Raw genomic sequence first — 26,607 nt, 5'->3', positions numbered from 1 at the left:
TCTATACTCGTGTTGAGAAGGAGGAGGTATGAATGGGACGGACCAAAGAATTTGACCGTGAGCAGGTGCTTCGCAAAGCGATGATCGTTTTTTGGGAGAAAGGGTACGAGGGGGCAAGCATACCGGATTTATTGCAAGCGATGGAATTAAGCAGGTCCAGCATGTACGAAACATTTCAGGATAAACAAACGCTTTATTATGAGGCCATCCAGCAATACAAAAAAATGTCGCAAAAAAAACGCGATCTGATGAACCATGCCCCTTCTGCGATCGCCGGGATCCGCCAATATTTTGAACTGCATATCACGAACGCGTTTGCGACGCACGGTGAAGCTTACCCGAACGGATGTCTGATTACGAACGCTTCCGTGGGTCTGGATGCCATGGATGAGCCCTTGCAGAATACGATTCGCCAAAGCTTTACGGAGCTGGAGCAGCTGTTCTACGAGAAATTAAAAAAGGGCCAGGAAACGGGCGAAATTTCCCCCGAGAAAGACATAAAGATGCTGTCGTTCCTGCTGCTTAATCTCAACCACGGCATCAACGTGATGGCCAGGATCCAAAGCGACAGCGATAAAGTCCGCGGCATGATGAACGCCGTTATCGAGTCGCTGTAGAGCTTTTTTTTTTCATTATTCCGGAACAATCATTCCGATTGGATCCCCCTTGCTTAAGCATGCAGGGGGAACGTATTCCCATATTGGAATGAACGTTCCAATATGATTACACTATCATTTTTATAAAAGGAGTGCTTCTCATGAATGTTAATGGAAATGCAAAGGGCAAGTTGGAGATTTCCGCGTCCCCCTGGATTATGCTGATTCTTGCTGTTGCGTGCGGCTTGATCGTTGCCAATCTTTACTATACGCAGCCTTTAGTTGAGTCGATCAGTTCATCTATAGGATTATCTTCAGGAGCCGCAGGGGTTATCGTCACGCTGACCCAAATCGGTTACGGGATCGGCTTGCTGTTCATCGTTCCTTTGGGAGATTTGCTTGAAAATCGCAAACTGGTGGTTACGCTGCTGATGCTGACGGCCATCGTCTTAATCTTTGCCGCCGCAGCCCGAAACGCCGCTCTGTTTCTTGCCGCCTCCTTGTTTATCGGCGTGGGGTCCGTTGCGGCCCAGATCCTGGTCCCTTATGCAGCGCATCTCTCCCCGGAGGAGACGAGAGGACGCAATGTCGGTAATGTCATGAGCGGACTGTTGTTAGGAATCATGCTGGCCCGTCCGGTTTCGAGTTTGGTGGAAAATTACTTCGGCTGGCATGCTATCTTTATGATGTCATCCGCCATTCTCTTCGTGCTGGCTCTGGTTTTGATCAAAGTACTGCCGGCAAGGAAGCCGCAAACAACCGATAAATATCCTGCAATCATCACATCCATGCTGGGGTTGCTGAAAACGACGCCGATACTACGTCGCAGGGCGCTGTATCACGCTTTTCTGTTCGGGATGTTCAGCCTGTTCTGGACAACGGTTCCGCTTGTATTAACAAGTCCGCTGTATCACTTTTCCTCTGCAGGCGTTGCGTTGTTTGCTTTGGCTGGAGTATCAGGCGCTGCCGCCGCACCGCTTGCCGGCCGCTTTGCGGATAAGGGTCTGATCCGGCCCGCAACCGGAATTGCCATCGTACTGGTGATACTATCCGGACTTTTGCCGATCGTGTTTGCCGGCGGTTCTCTGCTTTCTATCGTGATCCTGGTACTTGCCGCCATCCTGCTGGATATGGGCGTGTCCGCCAATTTGGTGTTGGGACAACGCGCGATTTTCACGTTGGGAGCCGAGGTGCGGAGCCGGCTGAACGGCTTGTATATGGCGATCTTTTTTGCCGGCGGGGCCATAGGCTCCGCAGCCGGGGGATGGGCCTACGCTATGGGCGGCTGGAAAGCGGCGATGTGGCTGGGCGTTCTTTTTCCGGCCTTGGCATTGCTCTACTTTTTGACGGAACGCAGGGTGGAGCGCGGCAGCAAATAAGAAAAAGCGAAGCATGTTTTCATCAAGCGGTTAAAGGATAAATTATAAATAATATGTAGGGTATATGTATCGTAGATAATCCATAATGAGCAATTAAAAAGAAATGTCGCCTAACGTTAAACGTTATAATGAGTGTAATTCGCGTGAGCGAGACCATACGAAAGGGTGGGACGATGTCAGAAACCGAAGATGCCCAGAAAATCCATTGGAAAAGGAACATCATTCTCTTTTTAAGCAGCCAAACACTCTCGCTGTTCGGGTCTGCCTTGGTTCAATATGCCATTATGTGGCACATTACGCTGACGACGCAGTCGGGCATCATGATGACGCTGTATATTATTTGCGGATTCATTCCGACGTTCCTGCTGTCGCCTTTTGCCGGGGTATGGGCGGACCGCTTCAACCGTAAAACGCTCATTATGATCGCGGATTCCATGATCGCGGTGGTTACGCTGATGTTGGCCATTACGTTTATGCTTGGCTATCAGGCGGTTTGGCTGCTGTTTATCATTTCCGCCGTACGCGCGCTCGGGGCCGGCATTCAGACTCCAGCGGTCGGTGCCATATTGCCTCAAATCGTGCCGCAAGATAAGCTGACGAAAGTAAACGGTATTAACGGCAGCCTACAAGCGCTGATCATGTTCGTAGCGCCCATCGTCAGCGCGGGATTGCTTACCGTAGCAACGATCGAAGCGATTTTTTTTATCGACGTCGTTACGGCTGCGATCGCGATCTTTACATTGTTTGCCTTTCTCAAAATCCCGCTGCACAAAAAGGCGTCGGACACGCAAAGCACGGGCTATCTGGACGATTTCAAAGAGGGCTTGGCCTACATTAAACAGCATGCTTTTCTCAAGTCGTTTTTTATCTTCTTCGCCTTTTTCTTCGTGCTTATGGCGCCTGCAGCCTTTCTGACCCCGCTGCAGGTTACCCGCAGCTTCGGGGACGATGTATGGCGCTTGACGGCAATCGAAATCGCGTTTTCCGTCGGCATGATGGCTGGAGGGGGGATCATTGCTTCCTGGGGCGGCTTTAATAATAAAGTGTACACGATGGCTATAGCCAGCTTCGTCATGGCCGTGTCCACGTTTGCGCTCGGCATTGTGCCTGTTTTCTGGATTTATTTGGCCATCATGGCTGTATTCGGAGTAGCGATGCCCATATTTAATACGCCAACGACCGTCATGCTGCAGGAGAAGGTGGATGAAAATTATCTGGGGCGTATATTCGGTGTCTTCGGGATGATTTCGACTTCCATGATGCCCATCGGGATGTTGATATTCGGTCCGCTTGCCGACGTGGTCAAAATCGAATGGCTGCTGGTCGGTACCGGATTGTTTATGCTCGTGCTTACCGTTTTCTTCATGCGCAATAAGCGATTGGTTGAAGCGGGCATGCCGCTGCAAGAGGAAGTCTCGCCGGATTAATGCAACACCACCTGAAAAAAAGCCGCATCTTCATGCGGTTTTTTTTGGTTCTGGTGAACATGCGGGAATGATTTTAACAATAAGAGGCATTCTATACCCTATTGGCTTACCAATATCAATATAGATATAGTGGAGGTAACCTATGCCTATTTTTAAACCTTCTCAAATTGCTCACTCCATTCAGGAGATAGACGGAGACGCTCTTCAGGGGGCAGGAATTAAAGGAATCATACTCGACTGGACGAATACGGTAGCGTTGAAGAATGCGGAATCCATGTCAGATTCGATGAAAGCGTGGCTGAAAAACGTTCAATCCAGATATGGAATCAAGGTGATCATCGTTTCCAACAGCAAACCACCCATGCATAATCACGGTCAGATTAATGAGATTCCGGCATTGTATGAAGCAGGCAAACCGAAGAAAAAAGCATTTTTAACCGCAATGAATATGCTGGGAACGCGCAGCAACGAGACTGCAGTTATTGGAAATGGCATCTTTACCGACCTCTGGGGCGGAAACCGGTTAGGGATGCATACCATTTTCCTGTCTTCTTCATGGATGAAACCACGGTTCATAGGGGTGGTAAAACGGCTTTTCCTTAAAGTGCTGCGGGTTTAGACGAAGCTGTTAGAAAATGGGGTAAAGGCGTCGGAGGGCAAAAACTTATATCCATCGTGAAGGAGCTGGTGACCTTATAGGGCAACGGCTCCTTTTGCGTTAGGCCAATAACAATCATACATAGTTCGAGCGATTTTCTACTCAGGGGATCGTGAAGTTTAATGTTTACCCAATAAATATTATGTAAACTGCTTGAGATGACATAAGGCTGCCGAAGAGGCAGCCTTATGTTCATTGTCGTATGGAAAATAACTCTACGCACCATGATTCGTTAATTTCTGACGGAAAGCCAAGTCTTGTATTTGGGTTATCCAAAATATTGAGACCTCACCCTAAATATGGTACCTATTCATCAGATTAGGAATTCGATAGAATGAAGACGTCCTCAGCTGTAAGCGTTTTCTTACAGGCGCTCATGCTGAGAGCACACAATATGAACAAGGGAGGGTATTCATGAAGAGATCTTACGCGGCGGAAAGGCGGTACTTGCAAAAGGGATTGAGTTTGTTCTTCGCGGTTGTCATGCTGGCAAGTGTCGGATTATGGCCAGCTTCGAAGGTCGAGGCAGCAGATTCCACGGTTACCTCGATGGATTACTTTTCGGCGGCTGACGGACCGGTCATCTCCAAATCAGGAGTCGGACAGGCCAGCTATGGCTTTGTCATGCCCATATTCAACGGAGGCGCAGCTACTTGGAATGATGTAGCCCAAGACGTGGGCGTCAAAGTGAAAGTGGGCGGCAACTGGGTCGATATCGATAGTGTGAGCAGCTTTATTTACAATCAGAATTGGGGACATTGGAGCGACGGAGGATTTACAGGTTATTGGTTCACGCTTTCTGCAACGACAGAGATTCAGCTGTACTCGAAAGCGAATGGGGTTACCCTGGATTACAGGCTGGTGTTTCAGAACATTAACAAAACCACGATCACAGCCATGACGCCGACCCAGGGGCCGCAGATTACTGCAAGCTTTACGGGTGGCGCCGGTTTTACCTACCCTACGTTCAATAACGATCCTGCCGTGACCTATGCAGCCGTCGCTGATGATTTGAAGGTGTATGTGAAACCGGTTAACAGCAGCACCTGGATCGACATCGACAACAACGCTGCAAGCGGCTGGATCTATGATCATAATTTCGGACAATTCACCAATGGAGGCGGCGGGTACTGGTTTAACGTTACGGAGTCGATCCACGTCAAATTGGAATCGAAAACCTCCGGGGTTAACGTAGTGTATACCATCACTTTTAATGAAGCCGTACGAAACTCATATGTCATTACGCCTTATGAGGGAACGACCTTTACGGCAGATGCAAACGGTTCGATCGGCATTCCGCTGCCTAAGATTGACGGGGGAGCGCCGATAGGCAAGGAGCTTGATAATTTCGTATACCAGATTAACATCAACGGGCAGTGGGTTGAGCTGGGGAATTCCGGCCAGAGCGGATTTACATACGCTGCCAATGGCTACAACAACATGTCCGATGCGAATCAGTGGGGATATTGGGCCGATTATATTTACGGCCTGTGGTTTCAGCCCATCCAGGAAGATATGCAGATCCGGATCGGCTATCCACTGAACGGGCAAAAAGGCGGCAGCGTGGGCAGCAATTACGTCAACTACACGTTGATCGGCAATCCCGATGCTCCTCGTCCGGATGTAAGCGACCAAGAGGATATTGCGATCGGGACACCAAGCGACCCGGCCATTCAAGGCATGAACCTCATTTGGCAGGATGAATTTAATGGCACGACATTGGATACAAGCAAATGGAACTATGAACAAGGTTATTATCTCAATGATGATCCAAACACCTGGGGCTGGGGCAACGCGGAGCTGCAGCATTATACCGATAGTGCGCAAAATGTGTTCGTGCAGGACGGGAAGCTGAACATCCGCGCATTGAACGATCCCAAGTCTTTCCCGCAGGATCCAAACCGGTATGCCCAATACTCCTCCGGTAAGATTAACACGAAGAATCATTTTACCCTGAAGTACGGACGAGTCGACTTCCGTGCCAAACTGCCGACAGGAAATGGCATATGGCCGGCACTATGGATGCTGCCGCAAGACAGCCCTTACGGAACATGGGCAGCATCCGGCGAAATCGACGTGATGGAAGCGAGAGGGAGATTGCCAGGCTCGACGAGCGGTGCCGTGCACTTCGGTGGAACATGGCCGGCGAACCAACATATTTCTGGCGAATATCATTTCCCGGAAGGGCAGAACATCAACAATGACTATCATGTCTATTCCGTCGTATGGGAAGAGGACAACATCAAATGGTATGTGGATGGCAAGTTCTTCTTCAAGGTGACGAATGATCAATGGTATTCCTTGGCGGCACCGAACAATCCGAACGCACCTTTCGATCAGCCTTTCTACCTCATCATGAATCTGGCGCTCGGCGGAAATTTTGACGGCGGCATTTCTCCGAATCCGTCCGATATTCCTGCTACGATGCAGGTCGATTATGTGCGGGTTTATAAAGAAAACGGCAGCGGAAATCCCGGAAATGTGCCGGTTACCGGCGTCACGCTGAATCCAACCTCCGGACAAGTGGAAGTGGGGCAGAGTCTTCAGTTAAACGCCGGCATAGCGCCCTCCAATGCAACGAATAAGCAGGTCACTTGGTCCGTTTCGGGTGCGAGTGTTGCCTCTGTGAGTCAGGAAGGCGTCGTGACGGGGCTCGCTCCGGGTACGGCAACCGTTACGGCTACAAGCGTCGATGGCCAGAAAACCGCTTCTTCCACGATCACGGTGGTACCTGCGCCATCCAGCGTGATTGTCATCGGCGATGAGGTGAGGGGACTGAAAAAAATCGGCAATGACCTGCTGTTCTATATCAACGGCGCAACCTTTGCCGATCTGCATTACAAGATCAATAACGGCGGGCAACTGAACGTAGCCATGACCCCAACGGGGAACGGCAACTATACTTACCCTGTAAACAATCTCAAGCAAGGGGACACCGTCGAGTACTTTTTCACCTATAACCCGGGACAAGGAGCCCTGGATACCCCTTGGCTCACCTATATCCATGGCGTGACCCAAGGAACGCCGGAGTAAATCGATACTTCGGCAGATCATTGCTATTAACTGGAGATACGGTTATTTATTTCGGTTGCAGGAGTACAATTCACATCCTCTAACAGACGGGGGCGAAGTCTTACGACTTCCCTCCGTCTGTTATTTTGTTTTTCCTATAAAGCATTGCACTGGTACCCCAACTCGGCATGATGCATCGTGACAATACGCACAGGTTCAATAACTGCTTATCATGAGCCATTGTTTCAGTCGTTTTGCCTAACGATATGCCTTGCATTTTGGTATAGTTATGGAAGAAGCTGCCGCGAACACTCGAAAACAATCTTGTAATTTTATGACCCGCCACCAGGGAGGCGATGCGGATGAGCAAGCGCTTTTGGTATGTCTTTTTGGCAATTTGCGTCCTGATGCTGCTTAGCGCGACGGTATATTCGGCAAGTCAAAACCGCACCTCGTTCAAGGAGCTGGTCCTTGATCAGCTGAAGGAGTCCGGCTCGATCCGTGAGCTGGACATTGTAAGAAACCGGAACCGCCCGGACGAGCAGCAGCTGAAAATGACGGATCAAGCGGAGATTGATCGCATCGTGAACGGCTTCTCGGATCTCAAACTGCGTAAGAACAGCGTAAGGGATCACAGCGGCGACGAATATGAGATCCTGTTGAGTACCGAAAACGGGCCGACCTTCACGCTAGTCGTTTATAGTCCGGACCATATACTGATTTATAACCATTCGAGCAAGCATAAAAGATACGGCAAGGAGTATAAAATCGTGAGCGATTTTGCTCCAGGCATCCTTGAATCCCTGTTCCGGTGACAAATTGTTGGATGAAAGCATTCTTCGTATTGAAGAATGCTTTTTTTCTTTTGCAGAATACAAGGTATAATCGAGTAACAGTAATAATATAATCAAAAACAATAATGATTTATTGTAAATCGATAAATTATATGTTAAAGTCAAAAATGAAAATATCGAAGTGAGGTGCTCTTAATGAAACAAGTTTCAACGCTCTTTTTAAAGGTGGCTGTTATTCTTATCGGTATTCCGATTCTTGCTTTGTGCATCTTTTTGGTGCCGGAGATCGCGAATTTTGCTGCCGAGCTGTATCCGGATATGAGTTATATTAAATATCTGGTATTCATCGATTTTTATGCCGCGGCGATCCCGTTTTACTATGCGCTGTATCAAGCCTTTAAGCTTTTAAGTTATATTGATAAGAACAAGGCGTTCTCGGAATGGTCTGTACGAGCTTTAAAGCGTATAAAATACTGTGCAATCACAATCAGCAGCTTGTTCGTGGTTGGCCTGCCGCTGTTCTATCTTGTCGCGGAGAAAGACGATGCCCCGGGCATCATCTTGATCGGATTGGTCTTGATTTTCGCCTCCATGGTGATTGCCGTTTTTGCCGCCGTCCTTCAAAGGCTGTTACAAGAAGCGATTGATATCAAATCGGAAAACGACTTAATAATCTGAGGTGAAACGACATGGCCATAATAATCAATATCGATGTGATGCTGGCTAAACGAAAAATGAGCGTTACGGAGCTTTCGGAGAAGGTTGGAATAACGATGGCCAATCTCTCCATATTGAAGAACGGAAAGGCGAAAGCGATTCGATTATCGACATTAGAGGCGATTTGTAAGGCTTTGGAATGTCAGCCCGGAGATATTTTAGAATATCGAATGGACGAGGACCAGCTGGAATAAAAATGGAGCATCCTAATTAAACGCAGAAAGGCTTAGGACCCGCCATAAAAGGCTGCCCTAAGCCAAAAGGTTTACACAGCGAAACAACATACCCTATCATCCGCTTGAAGACCCGAACGGTGATTAAGCCCTCTGAATGATTTTTTTGTCCTCGATTACATATACGGTATCGGCTACATTCTCGATCAAACGGACATCGTGCGATATGAATATGATCGTTCCCGCATAGTGCTTCATCAATTGTTCAAGCGCTTCCACCGCAGGAAGATCAAGAAAATTGCTGGGTTCATCCATCAGCAGGATGTTGTACCGTCCTAACAGCATTTTGGCAAGCTGCAATTTCATGATTTCTCCGCCGCTCAACACGGATAAAGACTTTCTTACGTCCTGTTGAGAAAATCCCATCGATGCCAGAACGGCTCGGGTGTCCGACACTTCATAATCACTGTCTTCCAACATGAACTCCATAACCCCTTGATCACGGTCAAACTTGTAACCCGTTTGGGCAAAATAGCCGATTTCCGCTTTAGGGGATACGGAAATACCATGCTCACGATGGAGTATCATCTTGAAAAGCGTCGTTTTCCCGGATCCATTCGCGCCGGTGACCGCGATCTTGGCGCCCAATGGAAACTGGAAGGAGGCCTCCTCGAAAATTTCCTTGCCCTCAAACTGTTTGCAAATGTCTTTCCCTGTAATCGGAAACGGATGATGAAGCTCCAAGGCTTTGCTTTGCCGAAAACGGATGGATCGCATGGCTTCAGGAGGTTTCACCTCACCAAGCGCTTCGATTCGATGCTCCATATTTTTAGCGGCATTATGGAGCTTTTTCTGTTTGCTTCCCGTCGATTTTTGATGAGCCAGGCGGCCGCCGCCTTCGGAGCTGTTTTTTCGTGAAGCGCCTTTGGCCTTTTGATCCACTTTTCGAGCCTGGCTAAGCTTTTCGGTAATGGCTTTCTCCAGCCGCTCCCGTTCCGCAGTAAATTGCTTGTATTTTTCAGCCTGACTATGCCGCTCCTCTTCTTTTTGGCGCAGGAAATCGGAATATCCGCCCCAGTACTCCGTGATTTTCCCCTCATTCAACTCCCAGATCTTATCGACGACTTGGTCAAGGAAATAACGGTCGTGACTGATGATGAGCAAGGCGCCGGAATAATATTTAAGCTGGTGGATCAGAAAGTCTATGCCATCCCGATCCAGGTGACATGTCGGCTCATCGGCAAAAATTCCGTGCACCTCTCCGGAGAGGGCCTGTGCTATTTTTAGACGTGTTTCTTCACCGCCGCTCATATATTCCGCTTCACAGCTCTCAATTCCCAGCTTGCCGATTAAAGCGTAATCTTGAATCTCCTGTACAATGACATCATCCAATTGGGGAATATAACGGAAGTTGCCTTCCCGAATGACAGTACCTTGGGACAAAGGAATTTCCCCCAGCAAGGCTTTTAGCAGTGTGCTTTTACCTGCTCCGTTCGCGCCTACGAGACCGATTCGGTCATAGTCGTAAAGCTCCAGTCCATCAATGTCCAGTACATCGCGCCCCGAATATTCCACAACCATATCTTTTGCTTTTATCAAAAATCCCATATGGATTCCTCCTTCAAAAATCGCAGTTTCTGTTCGCAGGATCGCCTGCGATTGAAGAAGAGAGGATTAAATAAAGAAGAACCAATGCATGGATCTCATAAGATTTGCCCCTTTACGTTTTTATTGACCATACGCCTGATAGAGAAGAAAACACCTGTCCAGCCCAAATCGCAGGGATGTCGTTTCCCATGAGGTTGGATTGTACCATGTCCGATGTTCGGCCGTTTTTTGGCAATAAAAAATGCAGATCCGAGTCCACAACGGGGCTTAAATCTGCATGGATAACGAGAGAAGATGGCGACACAAAGGCATAGCAAAAAAGCTAACCGTGTCGCAATCTATGTCTACATACGCAGGAAATAAGCAGCTCAAAAAAAGCCCACATTTGTGGTTGGAACATCCGCTTTTTTGATTGCCAGCTTATCTTATACGCATGGAATGTAACATAGATCACGAGCCTCCTCATCAATGATACGTTGAATTCTAACATTGACGGCTATACCTGTCAATGAAGATGGGTCAGTCCACCATAAGGAGAAGCGGGGTGTTTTTAAAGAGAAAGACGCAACATGGTTAACTTTGGTGGTAAGGCTGCACAAGCCGACTTATGATATAATTCTTCGTAATTAATATATTTCCATCCTTACCCGGATATCTACGTGATTTGTGAATGAATACTGTACAAAAAAGGAAGTGGGTTATATTGGAATTCGACGTGGTTATGCAGGAACTGGAGGCACTCGGCAAGGAACGGATTAAAAAAACCTATATGAGCAATGGTGCGCAGGAGCCTCTTTTTGGGGTCGCTACTGGCGCAATGAAGCCATTAGCAAAGCAAATCAAGAAAAATCAACCTTTAGCAGAGCAGCTTTACGCCACCGGCAATTATGATGCGATGTATTTTGCCGGCATTATTGCAGACCCCATGATCATGACGGAAGCCGATTTCGATCGTTGGATGGATCGCGCTTATTTTTATATGTTGTCAGATTATGTGGTTGCCGTGACTTTGGCCGAAACGGAAATTGCGCAAGCTGTTGCCGATAAGTGGATCGCTAGCGGTGAAGAGCTTAAAATGTCGGCAGGCTGGAGCTGCTACTGCTGGCTTTTGGGTAACCGTGCGGACGCTGCATTTGATACCGTCAAGATCGAGAGCATGCTCGAACAGGTGAAAAACACGATCCACGCCTCCCCTGAACGAACGAAATCCGCTATGAACAATTTTATATACACCGTAGGGGTTTCTTATTTGCCAAGCCATGATAAGGCGGTAGAAATCGCGAAGGCCGTCGGACCAGTCGAAATCAAAAGGGACAAGAAGAAGAGCAGCATCCTGCTGGCTTCCGACAATATTCAAAAAGAGATCGAGAGAGGGAAGATCGGATTTAAACGCAAATATGTAAGGTGTTAGGAACGTCTGCAATAGGAAGAATCGAGCTCAATCGAATAGGGACAAAATATAAGCATGCATAAGTCGCGGGAAACGCGGCTTTTTTTTGTTTATGGTATCGGCAAGGTTAGCGGCAAGTTATCAACGAATCCTGATCGCCCCATTACTTACTATAATTACCAAGATAATCTAGACATCATATTTAATTTGTTAATTTTAATGTAACCGCTATCATCCTATAATTTGTTTAGAAAGGAGGTAAAAGTAAAAAAAAGAGAATCGTTCGACATTCGGTTGTACAGAGCCAACACAAAAGAGGAGGTAGATTATGATTAAGTTTAGTAAAAAGGTAATGACGCTGGTGCTGGCAGCTTCCATGAGTTTTGGTTTGTTTGCAACAACCTCAAACGCAGCGACGGACTACTGGCAGAATTGGACCGATGGCGGCGGCACGGTCAATGCCGTTAACGGCTCCGGAGGCAATTACAGCGTAACGTGGCAAAATACCGGGAATTTCGTTGTCGGCAAAGGCTGGAATACCGGATCGCCGAACCGGACGATTAACTACAATGCCGGCGTCTGGGCGCCGTCCGGCAACGGGTATTTGACGCTCTACGGCTGGACGAGAAACTCACTCATCGAATATTACGTCGTTGACAGCTGGGGGACTTACCGGCCTACAGGAACGCATAAAGGCACCGTAACCAGCGATGGGGGCACCTATGACATCTATACAACGATGCGATACAACGCGCCCTCGATTGACGGCACACAAACATTTGCCCAGTATTGGAGCGTTCGGCAATCGAAGAGAGCTACAGGCGTAAACTCCAGCATCACGTTCAGCAACCACGTGAACGCATGGGCAAGCAAAGGAATGAATTTGGGAAGCAGCTGGTCTTACCAGGTGTTAGCGACAGAGGGCTATCAAAGCAGCGGGAGCTCCAACGTAACGGTGTGGTAACTTCCTGACCATCAATCATAAGTAAGCCGTCATCCTAACCAAACCGTTATCCGGATGCGTTGCAGGCCGTTCTCTGTCTGAGCAGCGGCCTCGACGTTGCCGGAGGCGAGTTGCAGACCGGGGCATGACTTATCGGTTCTTCTATCAGCTTAAAGGAGATCTATCCATGAGAAAGCTATGCATGTTTCTTTTCATAGCAGCAATGCTTGTGATCGGCGCCTGTTCGCAGGATAAACCTGATAAGAAGGAAGATCTTGTGTTCGTAGAAGGCGGGCCTATTAAGAACGACAAGTCCAACTACGCTGGACAAAGCGTGTCGTTATCGAGCTTTTATATCGGCAAATATGAGGTCACTCAAAAAGAGTGGGAAGAAGTCATGGGGAGCAATCCCTCGGAATTCGTAGGGGATCAATTGCCGGTTGAAATGGTGAGTTGGTATGACGTTGTGGAGTACTGCAATCGAAGAAGCATACAGGAAGGATTCGAACCGTATTACAACATCCACAAGGATGAAAAAGACGCAAATAATAAGAATGATAATGATCATATCAAATGGACCGTCACGATCAATGAGGGAGCTGACGGCTACCGGCTGCCTACTGAAGCGGAGTGGGAATATGCTGCAAGCGGTGGCCAGGCTAGCAAGGGTTACGCATACAGCGGAAGCCATAATGCCGACGAGGTTGCATGGTATTGGAGAAACGCCGGAGATCAATACTTAACCGGAGATTGGAACTGGCCCGTCATCGAGAACAACCATAATCAAACCAAACCGATCGGCACCCAGAAGCCCAACGAGTTAGGCATATACGATATGTCAGGCAACGTTAGGGAGTGGTGCTGGGACTGGTACGGCGACTCGAACAGCCAGAGCGGCATCTTTCGGGTGGTGAAGGGCGGCGGCTGGATCGGCGACGTCAGCAACAACGAGATCTCGTTCCGAGGCAAATTCGATGCCAATGGCTTTGGCCCGGATCAAGGGTTTCGGGTCGTTCGCGGAGCGTAGTCAAGGAGCCAGCCGTTCCGATTTTATTCGTATTGATTCTTTACTCCCCATTCGCATAACCCTTCCAAAACGGGTAATAGCGTTACCGCTTTATCCGTGAGGCTATACTCGACTTTAGGGGGAACTTGAGGGTATTCTTTCCGTTTCACGAGTCCGTCCGCCTCCAATTCCTTAAGCTGCGAACTCAATGTTTTGTAAGTAATGGCGCCGATCTGTCTTTTCAGATCATTGAAGCGGACCGTTTGGTTTTCTGCAAGAAGGTAGATAATGACCATTTTCCATTTGCCGCCGATCACGGACACCGTATAACCAAAAGGCGTATCTTGAATATTCTTAACTTTACCTTTAAATTCAGCCATGCTCATATTTACACTATCCTTTCGGGTAGTACCTTTCAAATAAGTGCGTACTACTTTTTTATTTGTGCTCAGTCTATACTAACCTTACTTTGAAGTAAAGGAGACGACAGCATGACTAAAAAAACGAAAACGATACGCCTGTTAATGCCGCAATGGCAAGGGGGGAACAACCCCAACTACTCTTTTGGAGCCGAACTGCTTGCTTGGCTGGCTCCGGATAATGATCAACCCCTTATCCATGTTCCCGTCCAAACCTATGATGGAACGCCTCCTGAAAACGAGAACGGTATGAATGGCAGAACACAGCTGCTCGAACAGTTAAAGGCGGCTCATCATCTTATCCATGCACATAAGCCGGATCGCATTGTCATGTTTGGCGGCGACTGCTTGGTCGAACAAGCTCCTTTTGCCTATTTGAACGAACGATACGACGGGGAGTTAGGTTTAATCTGGATCGATGCTCACAGTGATTTGGTGAGGTATGTAGGCTATGACAACGGGCATACGGTACCGCTTGGGAATCTGTTGGGAGAAGGGGATGAGGAGTTTGCCAAACATGTGAACATCCCTCTAAAACCCGAAAACGTCTTTATTGCAGGATTAGCAACGCCTACCGAACAAGAAGCCAAGGTGATCTCGGAAGGATTCCAAAAGCTAGCCATCGGTTTTGCGGAGCAGGACACGGACATGATTCAGAGGCTGGGCATTCGTACTGCTGGCACCGAGGAGTTGAAGAACAGTACTTCGCCTATTAAAGCGTGGATTAAAGAACGCGGCATTAAGCACCTGGCGATTCACCTCGATCTGGACGTGCTTGATCCCAAGGCATTCCGGTCTTTGCTGTTCGCGAACCCTGAAGAACCCTTTAATTTATCTCCTCAGGGAACCATGCAATTGCCCCAACTGCTTCATCTGCTGAAGGAACTGTCTGAAGAGACCGATGTCGTGGGTTTAGGGATCACGGAGCATCTGCCATGGGATTCTATCTATTTGAAGAAACTGCTGGGCGAGATGCCTATTTTAAATAACTAAAAGCCATAAACCGTTTTATCATAGATGGATCATACGGGACAGAAGTCGCCATGATCTTCCTGCGAAACTTAATAGGAAACCTCCTGAACCGACATTCAAACCCAATCGCCGAAAATCGTGCGGGCTTTGTTCCAATCGACGCCCAAGCTGCCTTGCCAGCCAGCCCAAGGCATCTCCATGTCGGAACGGCCCTTGGTGTTGTCCAGTTCAAACTCGGCATGTATGATGGTTGCCGTGTCCGTCCAGCGGTCCTGAGAGAGCTCCAGGATGCGGTTGGGTAGCACGCCGACCCTGGCTAGCGCCTGGAGCATGCCACGGCGAATGCCCGCATGACCCTTCAAGATTTTTTCGCCGGTTAACCGCTTTTCATACTGCCCTGGCGTTTCGCCAGCCTCGGCCCGGTCCAAGCTCTGCAGCAGCTGTCTGAAGGCGTGCTTGTCATTGTCCGTTGCCTCAACGGGCTCTTGCTCCAGCAGTTCGACCAACTCGGCCATATCCACGTATGCGCCGAAGCTTGATCCGCTGTAATTGTTGCCCAAATGCATCGCGTAACGTATGTAAGACAGATTGTCCCAGCCTTCATGGCTGTGGCTGAAGCCACAGACCTTGCAAGCCCGAAGCCATTCGGGTTCCTCGTAAGCGTGGGGGCGTGCATGAATCATGGCGTGATAACTGGCCAGCGTGGATATGCCTCGGGGCCAGCTTCCACCCACCCCAGCAACAAAGGCCTTGCCTATGCTGGACCAGGTCAAGCGAACGTTCGAACGCAGCTCGATCAGTCGGCCTATGATTTCGTCATGCCGAATATACTGCAGATCGTTTACGACCCATCCGCTGGCCTCCAGCAGCTCCTGCTCTGCCGCAGTAAGCGTTTCTGTATTATATACGCTTACCTCACGCTCCCGGTCATAGTTGTAATTGGTATGGTGATACAGCTTTTTCAACATGCGCATTTGTTTGTTGTCCATGGATTGCTCCTTTCATTCGACGCGGGTTGCATCCGTTCTTCCGGTAACGACGGGTTGTCATTATTCCATTATAAACGGAACAAGCAGCGTAGGACATGCGCTTAAAGGACCAAGCAGGAATTGAGCGAGAGATGAGCGATCCAATGAGCTTCATAATGCCTTGAAGGTCCTGGGCTTCACGCGAGTATAACGCGTGGTGTTGTGCATCCTATTTTCATGAATGAACCAAGCCGGGGAATGACAATATAAGATGGTAGTATACATCTCTGTTTCCAAAGGAGGATATCTGTCATGGCTCACCAGAAGAGAAGGAAAGAAGCTGCCTGGAAGTCGCGTAAGCAAGAACAGCATCCCCATGGTAAAATCAAATCGCTCAAGGAACTGTCCAGCGAATAGGTTGGAGAGCATACTACTTGGAAATCAAAAGACTGCCCGGTGAAAGGTACCGGCAGTCTTTTTTATCCTCAACACTCTTTTCCGCGACGTTTGTTTGTTCTTCTAATCATGGTGGCACTAGTAGGTCTAAATGAGATATGACATAAGGTAATGGTGATCTCGTAAAAAAGCGACTTGACACTGGAGTTTACTCCAATGTTATTTTGAATGCATGAAACCATTATATTCAATACAAGAAGTTTCGCAGATCCTTGGAATTCCCAAGGATACACTTCGCTACTATGACCGAATTGGAATCGTATCGCCGGCCCGGGAAGACAATCGGTACCGCAGGTATTCGAGGAGTGACCTCATGGATTTAATGAATATTCAAATCCTGCAGTTTGCTGACTTGTCGCTTAACGAAATCAAGGGGAAGTTTGGATTCCACAGAATGGAGGAGGTTGACCCAGCAGAATGCCTGAAGGTAGCTTCGTTCCTTGATGCCAAGAATGCGGAAACGCGCGAGAAGATTGCTCGTCTGGAAAAGGTCAGTCAATTGCTTGAGCTAGCAGCCGAAACGCTAAGGGACCTTAATCATGAAAGCGACCAGCGGCTGGCAGCGTTCGTTCGCGAGATATACCAAACGATTCGCAGGAAGGAGAATGGTATACCCGAGGAGGGATGTTTTGGACATGAAGATTAAGAATCCATATTATTTAATTGCCGGTATCCTTGCCGTGCTTTTTGCCATTACGCATGCTTGGAACGGGCAATCCGCTGTACTGCCGATACTTCGCGCGAGCGAGATCGCCTTGGATTCCGAGATCATATTCACGTATGTCTGGCATATCATCACGGCGGAGAATCTGGTCTTCGGTATCGCGTTCATTTGCATGGCATTCCAAGGCGAACGATCGAAAATCCGGGCCGTTGCATGGATGATCGTATCGCTGCTGATCGTACGACTGATGGTCATTCTAGGCATAACTGCAGTTCAAAATGTTTCGGCATTAACGGACACGGTAGTCGATTCGGTTGCCATCGTAATTTATGTCATCTTCATCCTCTTGGGCATTAGAATGAAACCAAAAGGGCTAAAGGATTCGACGCTACTATCAAGTAAGCGCTAGCGAAAGATAACCATATCGAGAGAGGTCTGTGGATTTTGTTGAACATGATTCCAGTATTCTTTCATAAAATCAATCATTGCACAGCAGCCGGCCCAAAGGCCGGCTGTAGTTATTAGCCATAGGGTGCAGTTGTAATAACCCCGAGCATATCGATCCATGTTCGATCAAGTGATGTTACCATCAGCCCAAAATGTGGTTTGATGTTTTGGCCCGCCGAATAATGCGAAGCGTTTTGTTTCAAAATAGCATAACCTATAAAATTTTTTTCATTATGATGCCTAATGAATGAAACGAGACATTACTCGACAACGTAATAACGACAGGGAGCAGCGGTGCAATCAAATTCAAGAGCTGAAACGTGGAGCTTGAAGCAACAAATGGGTCCTGAACATTCTAACATAAGAGAGGGGAAGTACCGTTGGAATCACTTTGGTTGGAGTATGCCTGGGCATTACTGATTCTTATCGGTTTGGAAGGTTTATTATCGGCGGATAATGCCCTTGTGCTGGCGGTTATCGCGAAGCACTTACCGGAGGAACAAAAGAAGAAAGCCATCAATTACGGAATCATCATGGCCTTTGTATTTCGCTTCGCCGCCCTGTTTGCGATATCGTTTATCGCGAACGTCTGGCAAATACAGGCGATTGGAGCGGCTTATCTCCTATACCTCGGATTAAAGCACATCATCAAAGCCCGTTTTGGCAAGGAAAACAAAAATATTCGCGAGGACATAAAGAAAGATGCCGCGGGAAAAGGCTTTTGGTCGACCGTTGGAAAGATTGCGGTTGCGGATCTCGCGTTTGCGATTGATTCCATTCTTGCTGCTGTGGCTCTGGCACTGGGCCTCCCGGATTCGCCGCTACCGGATTTCGGCGGGATGGACGGAGGACAATTCCTGGTTGTCGTGCTTGGCGGGATCGCAGGGCTTGTCCTGATCAAATTCGCGGCCACATGGTTTGTGAAGCTGCTTGCTCAACGGCCGGCACTGGAGACCACGGCATATGCCATCGTGGCATGGGTCGGCGTCAAGCTCGCTGTGATCACCCTGGCCCATGAAGATATTGGCGTATTGGCTCATCATTTCCCGCACAGCACAGGTTGGACCATCGTTTTCTACGGGGTCTTGGTCGCCATCGCCCTTCTCGGTTGGTTTGCCCCCTCGAATAAAAGGCACACTCAACCTGATCCGCTTTAGGTTGACCTAAGTAAACGAGGCAGTGGAATCGAATTCCACTGCCTCGTTTTATACTTTTTCGTTCATAAAAATCCCGAGCCCGATGGATTGACATGACACCAAATGGTGACCTATAATCGAAATGTCACTAAATGGTGTCCGATTATCAAAAATATCGAATATGTAGAAATTCAGCACCGAGGAGCAGCTTATCAATGATAGGGTTACACTTTGATCAGACGGACACAACTCCATTTCATGGACGCGTGGCAGGATACGGGGCTTTAAATTTGCCGTTTATTTGCTGCTTCGATTCGCAAGGACATGCCCCGCGAACGCTCGTCCGCAGGGCCGCACTCTATAGGGATGGAAAATGAACGGCTGTCCCTCGGCAGTAATATGGAGGAGAGGGTGTTGTGAACGAGAACTACCAGTCTCGCGATGTGTTTAACGCCATTGCAGACCCGACCAGGCGCCAACTGATCCATCTGTTGGCGGAAGCCGATGAGCTGCCGCTGCATGAGTTAACGGCACAGTTTCCCATGGGCCGTACTGCGGTGTCCAAACATTTAACGATTCTTAAGGAAGCCGATCTGGTACATGACCGAAAAGTCGGCAGAGAAACGCGTTTCAGGCTTAACGCTTCGCCACTCCGAGAAGTTCAAGATTGGGTGGCTTTTTACAACAAGTACTGGAATGCCAACATGCTGCGTTTAAGCCAGCTATTAGAGGAGGAAGATGAATGAGCTTATCATTGTCTATGGATTTTCCGTTCAAGACATCGATCGAGAAGCTGTGGTTAGCCATCACCGATTCAAACCAGCTTGCCAAGTGGATTACGGAAAATGATTTTAAACCCGTCGTAGGGCACCGATTTCAGTTTCGCCATGAGCCATCAGAATGGTGGGATGGGATTGTTGAAGGCGAAGTGCTTATCGTGGACGAGCCTAATCTTCTATCCTATACCTGGGCCACCGGTGAGGAAAGACATACGGTTACCTTGACGCTGCAGGATTTAGGAGGCGGAAAGGTTAACCTCCATCTCGAACAAATCGGATTTTCCAACGTTCATGGGCTCGAGGGGGCTAAGCATGGATGGAGTGCATGGGTCGCCAAGCTTGAAAAGGCATTGGCAGATTAACCGCATCCATATTAACGTTCCGCACCCAAGCGCTAAATGAATAGAGGACGTTGATTGAACCTGCCGGCCCGCATCGATATAACCGGCTGCATGCTGCTTGCAGCCGGTTTAAGCCTTGGACGATTCATTTGAAAAATTGCTTAAATCACCCATATCGGAAGGATGTTATGCATGAGCGAAACAAATCAGGAGTATATCGTGCTCTCGGGTGCGAGGGAAAACAATCTTAAGAACGTATCCCTGCGCATTCCCAAGCGGAAGATCACGATCTTCACCGGTGTATCCGGATCCGGCAAATCGTCGATTGTCTTCGATACGATCGCCGCAGAATCCACGCGACTGCTGAATGAGAACTTCAGCATGTTCGTTCGTACGTTCCTGCCCCGCGTTCCCCAGCCGGATACGGACGCAATCGAGAATCTGAGCATGGCCGTTATCGTGGATCAGAAGCGGCTTGGCGGCGGTTCCCATTCCACGATGGGCACCATTACCGATATTTCTCCCATTCTCCGACTTTTATTCTCCCGAGTGGGTCAGCCCCATATCGGACCCGCGCATTTATTCTCCTTCAACGATCCGCAAGGCATGTGCCCGGAGTGCAACGGAATCGGTCGCAAGCTTGGCGTCGACATGAGCAAGGCGGTGGACATGACCAAGTCGCTGAATGAAGGCGCTCTGATGCTGCCGGACTATTCGGTAAACGGCTGGGAGTGGAACATGATACTGCAATCGGGCGATTTTGATCCGGACAAAAAGCTGAGCGATTATTCCGATGAGGAATTGGAGCATCTCCTGTATGCCAAGGCAAGAAAAGTAAAGATGGATTTCGCCGGTAAGGCAACGAACATTACGGTGGAAGGCGTCATTGAGAAGTTCACCAACAAATACATCAAGCAGGATGTGAAAACGAAGTCCGAACGCACGCAGAAAGCCGTGATGCCATTTATCACGGAGGGTCCGTGCCCCAGCTGCCGCGGCGCAAGACTCAGCCAAGCGACGCTGAGCTGCAAAATCAATGGACTCCACATTGCGGAGATGTCCGCCATGGAAGTGGGCCAGCTGATCCGCGTTATACGCGAGATCGATGATCCGATCGCCGCACCGATCATCAAATCGTTAACGGAGCGTCTGCAGCATCTGGTGGATATCGGCTTGGATTACTTGACGCTGGACCGCGAGACGGATACCTTGTCGGGCGGCGAGTCGCAGCGCGTCAAAATGGTCAAGCATCTGAGCGGCAGCCTCGTGGACGTCACTTACATCTTCGATGAGCCCAGCGTTGGCTTGCATCCCCGCGATGTACACAGGTTAAATGAACTGCTTCAGAAGCTGCGCGACAAGGGCAACACCGTTATTGTCGTTGAGCATGATCCCGATGTGATCAAGGTGGCGGACCATATCGTCGACGTTGGGCCGTACGCCGGCAGCCGCGGCGGTACCATCGTATATGAGGGAAGCTACTCCGGACTTCTGGAGTCTGCTACTTTAACAGGGACCCATATGAAGCGGCCGCTCCAGCTGAAGCACGACTGCAGGCAGCCATCCGGCAAGCTGTCCATCAAGGAGGCCACGCTGCACAATCTAATGAACGTGAGCGTCGATATTCCGACCGGAGTGCTGACCGTTGTTACGGGTGTCGCCGGCTCGGGCAAAAGCACCCTGATCAACGAAGTATTTCTCAGCCAGCATCCGGATGCAATCGTCATCGATCAATCGGCGGTAGGCGTATCCACGCGCTCGAATCCAGCCACGTACACGGGCATAATGGATGATGTTCGTAAAGCATTTGCTTCGGCGAACAAGGTGAACCAGGGTTTGTTCAGCTTCAACTCGAAGGGAGCCTGCGAGAACTGCCAAGGGCTTGGCGTATTGTATACGGACCTTTCCTTCCTCGACAGCGTAAAGCTGCCATGCGATGTGTGCGGGGGGAGACGCTTCAAGGATGAGGTACTCGAGTACAAACTGAACGGCAAGTCGATTGCCGAAGTGCTGGAGATGACGGTGGAGCAGGCACTGGACTTTTTTGAACTCAAAGAGGTTGTTCGCAAGCTTCAGGCCATGAGCGATGTGGGATTGAACTATATTACGCTCGGCCAGCCGCTCAGCACGCTCTCGGGCGGGGAGTGCCAGCGCATCAAGCTGGCAAGCGAGCTGCATAAGAAAGGCAGCATTTACGTGATGGACGAGCCGACCACCGGTCTGCATATGTCGGATATCGGCCACCTGCTGGAGATCATGAACCGTCTTGTGGACGCAGGCAATACGGTAATTGTCATCGAGCATAACCTCGAGGTGATCAGCCAAGCGGACTGGATCATCGACATGGGACCGGACGGAGGCAGCAAGGGCGGGCAAGTGGTGTTTGAGGGCACGCCGGCGCAGATCACTCAGGCGGAGCTGTCGATTACGGGAAGATATTTGATGTAACAGGGGGGAGATCATGGGTTTTATTAAAGATTTTCTATCTATATTCCAAAAGCGGAAATTGATATTTATAGAGAGCAGCAAAGAATCGGAAGACGTGTACACTTTTTCATTCGAAAAAGGACCAGATTTAACATGGAAAGCAGGGCAATACGGATTGTTCAGCATTACGCATAAAACCATGAAGAATGCTACAAAGCCATTCAGCATCAGTTCTGTTTCCTCAGAAAACATCGTTAACATAACAACGCGCATCGGGGATAACCCAAGCGAATTCAAGAAGGCTCTGCTGGAATTAAAACCAGGCATGCATATGAAAATGAGCGGTCCTGTAGGGTCCTTTCATTTGGATCCTCAAAGTCCCTCGCTCCTGATCGCGGCCGGAATCGGAATGACGCCTTTTCGGTCAATTTTAAAACAAATAACGGCAGCCGGAAATGAGTTGAAACCCATACAACTTCTCTATATGGATAGCAAGAAGTCCTATCTTTATAAAGATGAACTTGATGCAATAGCCAGCCATCCTTCGATCCAGGTATCTTATCTTGATTCAAGAAATGATTTAGATCAGGAAATCGATAAGTTCATCGCCCGGCATAAGGATCATGGCAAGTATTTGGTCGCTGGGCCGAAATCCATGGTGGAGTCGGTTACTGCGTACTTGCAAAGTAAGGGTGTATCCAAGCGGAATATCAAAAAGGATGCTTTTTTTGGATATTAGCAATTGATTTTTACTGATCGTAAAGAGCGGAATCCATGGATTATAGAGAAATCATGGATAGAGAATTAGCTTAAGCATGAACGCCGCATAAGCTGGCGTCTTAGAAGGAGGAAACAACATGGAGGTTTTTGCAGATTTTTTAGCGAAAATCGAAAACCCGCAGCATCGGGCGAGAACCGAAGAGGTTTTGGGGTGGGTCGCCGAAAAATTTCCGAATCTGATGCCGAAAATGGCGTGGAATCAGCCAATGTTCACCGACCACGGCACATTTATCATTGGCTTTAGCGTAGCCAAACCTCACTTGGCGGTTGCCCCTGAAAAGGCAGGGATACATCAGTTTTCGGATGAAATCGTCAAGGCCGGCTATGATCACACCAAGGAGCTAGTCCGCATTCGGTGGGATCGTCCGGTTGATTTCTCATTGCTGGAGAGAATGATCGAGTTTAATATGCTGGATAAGGCAAACTGTACGACGTTTTGGCGATAGCAGAAAAATAGCAGCCCTTAGAAAATCCCCTTGAAAAAAGGGGGTTTTTGCTTTTTTCCGGATGCAGCCATTATAGTGGAAGCTGCATGGCTCTTTATAGCTATTCTTAATATTCGAACACCTTCATACAATTTATGGACGAGCGATCCCATGAACGAGCGCCGGAGGTGAGCGAATATGAAACTGGAGCAACTACAAGTAAGTGGTATGACATGCGCGGCTTGCGCAACCCGAATCGAAAAAGCGCTTCGCAAGGAGAAGGGGGTTCAAGCTGTTCATGTCAGTTTGGCTTTGTCTCGGGCTACCGTTCACTACGAACCGAGGGAAATTGGAATGCAGGCGATCACCGCCAAAATTGCTAAGCTCGGCTATAAGGCAACGGGCAAGCTCTCGCATCCCCAAGCAGGAATAGAAGCCGAAACTCGCGCCTATCGCACCCGGTTCGCGATCGCTGCGTGTTTGTCCATTCCGCTTTTGTGGGCGATGCTGGCCCATATGTTCGTGTGGTTTCAACCATGGACGCCGAATTTATTCATGGAGCCCATGTTTCAATTCCTGATTGCGACGTTTCTTCAGTTTGGCGTGGGCTATCCATTTTATTACGGCGCTTATCAAGCCTTCATCCATCGCAGCGCAAACATGGATACCTTGGTTGCCATCAGCACGTCCGTTGCTTACTTCTACAGCCACTACGCGATGTTTCATGCCGCACACGATACCTCTCACCCCACCCTGTATTTCGATACGATTGCCATGATTATGACCGTGGTTTTGTTAGGCAAGTGGCTGGAGACCATTGCCAAGGGAAAAGCGCTGAAACAACTGAGTGCCTTATATTCGCTTCAGGTGAAGCTGGTGCGGGTGTTGCGACAGCATGGCGAAGAATGGATTACGGCAGATCAGGCACAAACAGGGGACCGCATTGTGGTGAAGAGCGGAGAATGGATATCCGTTGACGGTGTGGTTCATTCGGGAACGGCGGATGCGGATGAATCGATGATGACAGGCGAAAGCACGGCGGTGACCAAATGCAGCGGAGACCGCGTATATGCCGGAACCCGTTGTTTGGTCGGGAGTCTGCATATCATGGTCGATAAGAAGCATAAGGAAACCCGACTTTCCCAGATGATTGCACTGATCGAAGCCGCGCAGCAGAGCAAACCGGCCATTCAAAGAACGGTTGACCGCATTGCGGCGGTTTTTGTACCGGTTATGCTGGGCTGTGCGGCGATAACATTTGCAGGATGGCTATTGTTTTCCCATGGCCCTGATCTCTCTGAAACCGCGATGCGTCACGCGTTATCTGTTTTACTGGTCGCTTGCCCTTGTGCGCTTGGACTGGCAACCCCGATTTCCATCCTGATTGCAACCGGATCATCTGCCCAAAAGGGCATTTTGTTCAAAGAGGCGCGCTCCCTGGAAAGGCTGCGGCAAATCGATGTCGTATTGCTGGATAAGACGGGAACGCTGACCGAAGGCTTGCCGCAGCTTGTTGCCATCCAAGCGGCTGGACAACGTGACGCAGACGTACTTCGCCTGACCTCGGCTCTAGCTTCTCTGTCCATGCATCCACTGGCGCAAGCCATTGTGAAAGCGGCGAAAGACCAACAGGTCCCCATTCCGGAAGCAGCCTCGTTCCACGAACGGCCGGGAAAGGGAATGGAAGGCGATGTGGAAGGAAACAACGTATGCGTGGGGAACCGGAAATGGCTGGAGGAAATGGGCATACGCTTTTCGGAGGATAAAAGGTTTGGATTTCATCAGGAAGCGGCCTCCGGTCATATAAGACTTTATATAGCCGTGAACGGGACGTGTATCGGTACGTTTGATATGGCTGACAAACTCAGGCGGGATGCGCGAGGCGTCGTACAAGAGCTGAAGCAAAAAGCCGAAGTGTGGATGGTAACTGGCGATGAGGAGCGAACGGCGCTGACCGTGGCTGCCGCGACAGGCATTGAGCTGGTACGCGCCGGCATGCTTCCTGAACAGAAGCTTGCGTTCATACGCGAGCTTCAGCAGCAAGGTCGTTCCGTGGCCATGGTCGGCGACGGCATTAATGATGCGGCTGCGCTGGCCGCCGCCGATGTTGGCATCGCCATGGGCGGTGGAACGGATGCAGCCAAACAGGCAGGAGACGTCGTCCTGATCGGAAGCAGGCTATCCCGAATTCCGGAAGCCTACACCTGGAGTCGTTATACGATGCGGAATGTTCATCAGAATCTACTCTTTGCACTATTATATAACGTCCTGACCGTACCTTTGGCTGCATTCGGTTATTTGGACCCGCGCATTGCATGTATTGGAATGGCGGCAAGCTCGCTGCTGGTTGTCGGCAACTCGCTGCGGCTCCAACTGTGGGGAAAACGGGGGGCGAGAGCATGGCCTTGACCGGAAGCGGATTACCGTTAGTGGCATTGGCGGGATTAATGGGTGCGCCGCATTGTCTGGTCATGTGCGGGGGAATCGTTTCTTCTCTGGCACTTGGAAACCAAGGCTCTCCGCTGAAATCCGTATTGGCCTACAATGCGGGCAGAGTTATCACCTATACGGCCATTGGCGGTTTTATGGGAGTGGTGGGCTCCTTCCTGGATGTGGCCGGCAGCTTTGTCGGTTTCCAAGGAGCAGCCAGCATCATTGGAGGAATGCTCATTCTGCTCTGGACCATTCGCCGCTACACATTGCCCATATATAACGCTCATCTGCCGAGACATCCATTTTTTCAAGCGAAACTGGCACGGCTTGGTCAGCGTTATGAGATGCTTGCGACTTTTTTAACCGGCATTCTGCTTGGTTTTCTTCCATGCGGCTTAACCTATGCGATGCAGATGAATGCAGCGGCATCCGGTTCCGGCCTGGAAGGTATTATGATTATGCTGGTGTTTGGACTTGCAACATTTCCGATCCTGTTCGTGGTGGCGATGTCTGCCGGCAGCCTGACGAAAAAATGGCGCAGGGGCATGCGGAAATTCGGCGGATTTCTAGCTTTTCTGATGGGAATCCTGTCTATTTTAAAAGGACTAAGCGCCAATGGATGGATACCGGGCATTCACCCGTGGCTATGGTAACAGG

At 49.2% G+C, this 26,607-nt stretch carries 26 protein-coding genes; 23 read left to right on the top strand and 3 right to left on the bottom strand.

Going from position 1 to position 26,607, the window contains the following annotated elements:
• Positions 1 to 32: 32 nt before the first annotated feature.
• The 8 genes from RB297_RS06260 to RB297_RS06225 all read left to right on the top strand — a co-directional run bounded on the left by RB297_RS06260 (position 33) and on the right by RB297_RS06225 (position 8,777).
• The gene (locus tag RB297_RS06260; protein WP_096774064.1) at positions 33 to 617 is read left to right on the top strand and encodes a TetR/AcrR family transcriptional regulator; all 585 of its coding nucleotides are present in this window, start codon (positions 33 to 35) and stop codon (positions 615 to 617) included.
• A gap of 140 nt (positions 618 to 757) precedes the next feature.
• A complete protein-coding gene (locus RB297_RS06255) occupies positions 758 to 1,975 on the top strand; it encodes an MFS transporter (protein ID WP_213578893.1) in 1,218 nt (405 codons plus the stop codon).
• A 173-nt stretch (positions 1,976 to 2,148) separates the two neighbouring features.
• Positions 2,149 to 3,402, top strand: coding sequence for an MFS transporter (locus RB297_RS06250; protein ID WP_375120054.1), 1,254 nt, complete (start codon positions 2,149 to 2,151; stop codon positions 3,400 to 3,402).
• A gap of 142 nt (positions 3,403 to 3,544) precedes the next feature.
• Positions 3,545 to 4,021, top strand: a complete 477-nt coding sequence (locus RB297_RS06245) for a YqeG family HAD IIIA-type phosphatase (protein ID WP_375120053.1) — start codon at positions 3,545 to 3,547, stop codon at positions 4,019 to 4,021.
• Between the two features lie 453 nt (positions 4,022 to 4,474).
• Complete coding sequence (locus RB297_RS06240) at positions 4,475 to 7,093, top strand: family 16 glycosylhydrolase (protein ID WP_375120052.1); 2,619 nt, start codon at positions 4,475 to 4,477, stop codon at positions 7,091 to 7,093.
• A gap of 341 nt (positions 7,094 to 7,434) precedes the next feature.
• Complete coding sequence (locus tag RB297_RS06235; protein WP_375120051.1) at positions 7,435 to 7,887, top strand: hypothetical protein; 453 nt, start codon at positions 7,435 to 7,437, stop codon at positions 7,885 to 7,887.
• A gap of 174 nt (positions 7,888 to 8,061) precedes the next feature.
• Entirely contained in the window at positions 8,062 to 8,544 is a 483-nt protein-coding gene (locus RB297_RS06230) for a DUF2975 domain-containing protein (RefSeq protein WP_096774057.1), read from the top strand.
• 11 nt (positions 8,545 to 8,555) lie between these two features.
• Positions 8,556 to 8,777: a helix-turn-helix domain-containing protein gene (locus RB297_RS06225; protein WP_015735752.1), complete on the top strand. Its 222-nt coding sequence runs from the start codon at positions 8,556 to 8,558 to the stop codon at positions 8,775 to 8,777.
• Between the two features lie 123 nt (positions 8,778 to 8,900).
• On the opposite strand, the gene RB297_RS06220 is transcribed toward RB297_RS06225, so the two are convergent.
• Complete coding sequence (locus RB297_RS06220) at positions 8,901 to 10,364, bottom strand: Msr family ABC-F type ribosomal protection protein (RefSeq protein WP_375120050.1); 1,464 nt, start codon at positions 10,362 to 10,364, stop codon at positions 8,901 to 8,903.
• Positions 10,365 to 11,085: 721 nt separating this feature from the next.
• Here RB297_RS06220 and RB297_RS06215 point away from each other — a divergent pair.
• The 3 genes from RB297_RS06215 to RB297_RS06205 all read left to right on the top strand — a co-directional run bounded on the left by RB297_RS06215 (position 11,086) and on the right by RB297_RS06205 (position 13,724).
• Positions 11,086 to 11,775, top strand: a complete 690-nt coding sequence (locus RB297_RS06215; protein WP_375120049.1) for a DNA alkylation repair protein — start codon at positions 11,086 to 11,088, stop codon at positions 11,773 to 11,775.
• A gap of 307 nt (positions 11,776 to 12,082) precedes the next feature.
• Positions 12,083 to 12,718: a glycoside hydrolase family 11 protein gene (locus tag RB297_RS06210; RefSeq protein ID WP_009592475.1), complete on the top strand. Its 636-nt coding sequence runs from the start codon at positions 12,083 to 12,085 to the stop codon at positions 12,716 to 12,718.
• A 166-nt stretch (positions 12,719 to 12,884) separates the two neighbouring features.
• On the top strand, positions 12,885 to 13,724 hold the full coding sequence (locus tag RB297_RS06205) for a formylglycine-generating enzyme family protein (RefSeq protein ID WP_375120048.1): 840 nt from the start codon (positions 12,885 to 12,887) through the stop codon (positions 13,722 to 13,724).
• Positions 13,725 to 13,747: 23 nt separating this feature from the next.
• Here RB297_RS06205 and RB297_RS06200 read toward each other — a convergent pair whose 3' ends face one another.
• Entirely contained in the window at positions 13,748 to 14,089 is a 342-nt protein-coding gene (locus RB297_RS06200) for a winged helix-turn-helix transcriptional regulator (RefSeq protein WP_096774052.1), read from the bottom strand.
• 105 nt (positions 14,090 to 14,194) lie between these two features.
• Between RB297_RS06200 and RB297_RS06195 the strand changes: the two genes are divergently transcribed.
• Positions 14,195 to 15,115 carry an arginase family protein gene (locus RB297_RS06195; protein ID WP_375120047.1) on the top strand — a complete coding sequence of 307 codons (921 nt, stop codon included), beginning with the start codon at positions 14,195 to 14,197 and terminating at the stop codon, positions 15,113 to 15,115.
• A 95-nt stretch (positions 15,116 to 15,210) separates the two neighbouring features.
• Here the strand turns inward: RB297_RS06195 and RB297_RS06190 are convergent, their stop codons facing one another.
• Positions 15,211 to 16,083: a hypothetical protein gene (locus RB297_RS06190; RefSeq protein WP_277746096.1), complete on the bottom strand. Its 873-nt coding sequence runs from the start codon at positions 16,081 to 16,083 to the stop codon at positions 15,211 to 15,213.
• A 291-nt stretch (positions 16,084 to 16,374) separates the two neighbouring features.
• Here RB297_RS06190 and RB297_RS06185 point away from each other — a divergent pair, with 291 nt between their 5' ends.
• From RB297_RS06185 to RB297_RS06135, 11 genes are all read left to right on the top strand, one after another.
• Complete coding sequence (locus tag RB297_RS06185) at positions 16,375 to 16,479, top strand: DUF6254 family protein (protein ID WP_015735743.1); 105 nt, start codon at positions 16,375 to 16,377, stop codon at positions 16,477 to 16,479.
• 211 nt (positions 16,480 to 16,690) lie between these two features.
• Positions 16,691 to 17,164: a MerR family transcriptional regulator gene (locus RB297_RS06180; protein WP_277746095.1), complete on the top strand. Its 474-nt coding sequence runs from the start codon at positions 16,691 to 16,693 to the stop codon at positions 17,162 to 17,164.
• Positions 17,154 to 17,591: a hypothetical protein gene (locus RB297_RS06175; protein ID WP_375120046.1), complete on the top strand. Its 438-nt coding sequence runs from the start codon at positions 17,154 to 17,156 to the stop codon at positions 17,589 to 17,591. Before RB297_RS06180 ends, RB297_RS06175 begins: the two co-directional genes overlap by 11 nt.
• 418 nt (positions 17,592 to 18,009) lie before the next feature.
• A complete protein-coding gene (locus tag RB297_RS06170) occupies positions 18,010 to 18,786 on the top strand; it encodes a TerC family protein (protein ID WP_375120045.1) in 777 nt (258 codons plus the stop codon).
• A 395-nt stretch (positions 18,787 to 19,181) separates the two neighbouring features.
• Positions 19,182 to 19,511, top strand: coding sequence for an ArsR/SmtB family transcription factor (locus tag RB297_RS06165; protein ID WP_009592507.1), 330 nt, complete (start codon positions 19,182 to 19,184; stop codon positions 19,509 to 19,511).
• Positions 19,508 to 19,906, top strand: coding sequence for an SRPBCC family protein (locus RB297_RS06160; RefSeq protein WP_096774046.1), 399 nt, complete (start codon positions 19,508 to 19,510; stop codon positions 19,904 to 19,906). Before RB297_RS06165 ends, RB297_RS06160 begins: the two co-directional genes overlap by 4 nt.
• 171 nt (positions 19,907 to 20,077) lie before the next feature.
• Positions 20,078 to 22,333, top strand: a complete 2,256-nt coding sequence (locus RB297_RS06155) for an ATP-binding cassette domain-containing protein (RefSeq protein ID WP_375120044.1) — start codon at positions 20,078 to 20,080, stop codon at positions 22,331 to 22,333.
• A 13-nt stretch (positions 22,334 to 22,346) separates the two neighbouring features.
• On the top strand, positions 22,347 to 23,051 hold the full coding sequence (locus tag RB297_RS06150) for an FAD-dependent oxidoreductase (protein ID WP_096774044.1): 705 nt from the start codon (positions 22,347 to 22,349) through the stop codon (positions 23,049 to 23,051).
• Between the two features lie 118 nt (positions 23,052 to 23,169).
• On the top strand, positions 23,170 to 23,538 hold the full coding sequence (locus RB297_RS06145; RefSeq protein ID WP_096774043.1) for an iron chaperone: 369 nt from the start codon (positions 23,170 to 23,172) through the stop codon (positions 23,536 to 23,538).
• A 177-nt stretch (positions 23,539 to 23,715) separates the two neighbouring features.
• Positions 23,716 to 25,926, top strand: coding sequence for a heavy metal translocating P-type ATPase (locus tag RB297_RS06140; protein ID WP_375120043.1), 2,211 nt, complete (start codon positions 23,716 to 23,718; stop codon positions 25,924 to 25,926).
• The gene (locus RB297_RS06135) at positions 25,917 to 26,603 is read left to right on the top strand and encodes a sulfite exporter TauE/SafE family protein (protein WP_096774041.1); all 687 of its coding nucleotides are present in this window, start codon (positions 25,917 to 25,919) and stop codon (positions 26,601 to 26,603) included. The genes RB297_RS06140 and RB297_RS06135 overlap by 10 nt, the downstream gene beginning before the upstream one ends.
• Positions 26,604 to 26,607: the final 4 nt, after the last annotated feature.

This window comes from Paenibacillus sp. CR_12 (assembly GCF_041953985.1).
GTDB classification, from domain to species: domain Bacteria; phylum Bacillota; class Bacilli; order Paenibacillales; family Paenibacillaceae; genus Paenibacillus_AQ; species Paenibacillus_AQ lautus_A.
Note: the sequence above shows the minus strand (reverse complement) of the source record. Positions and strands in the feature narration are given on the sequence as shown.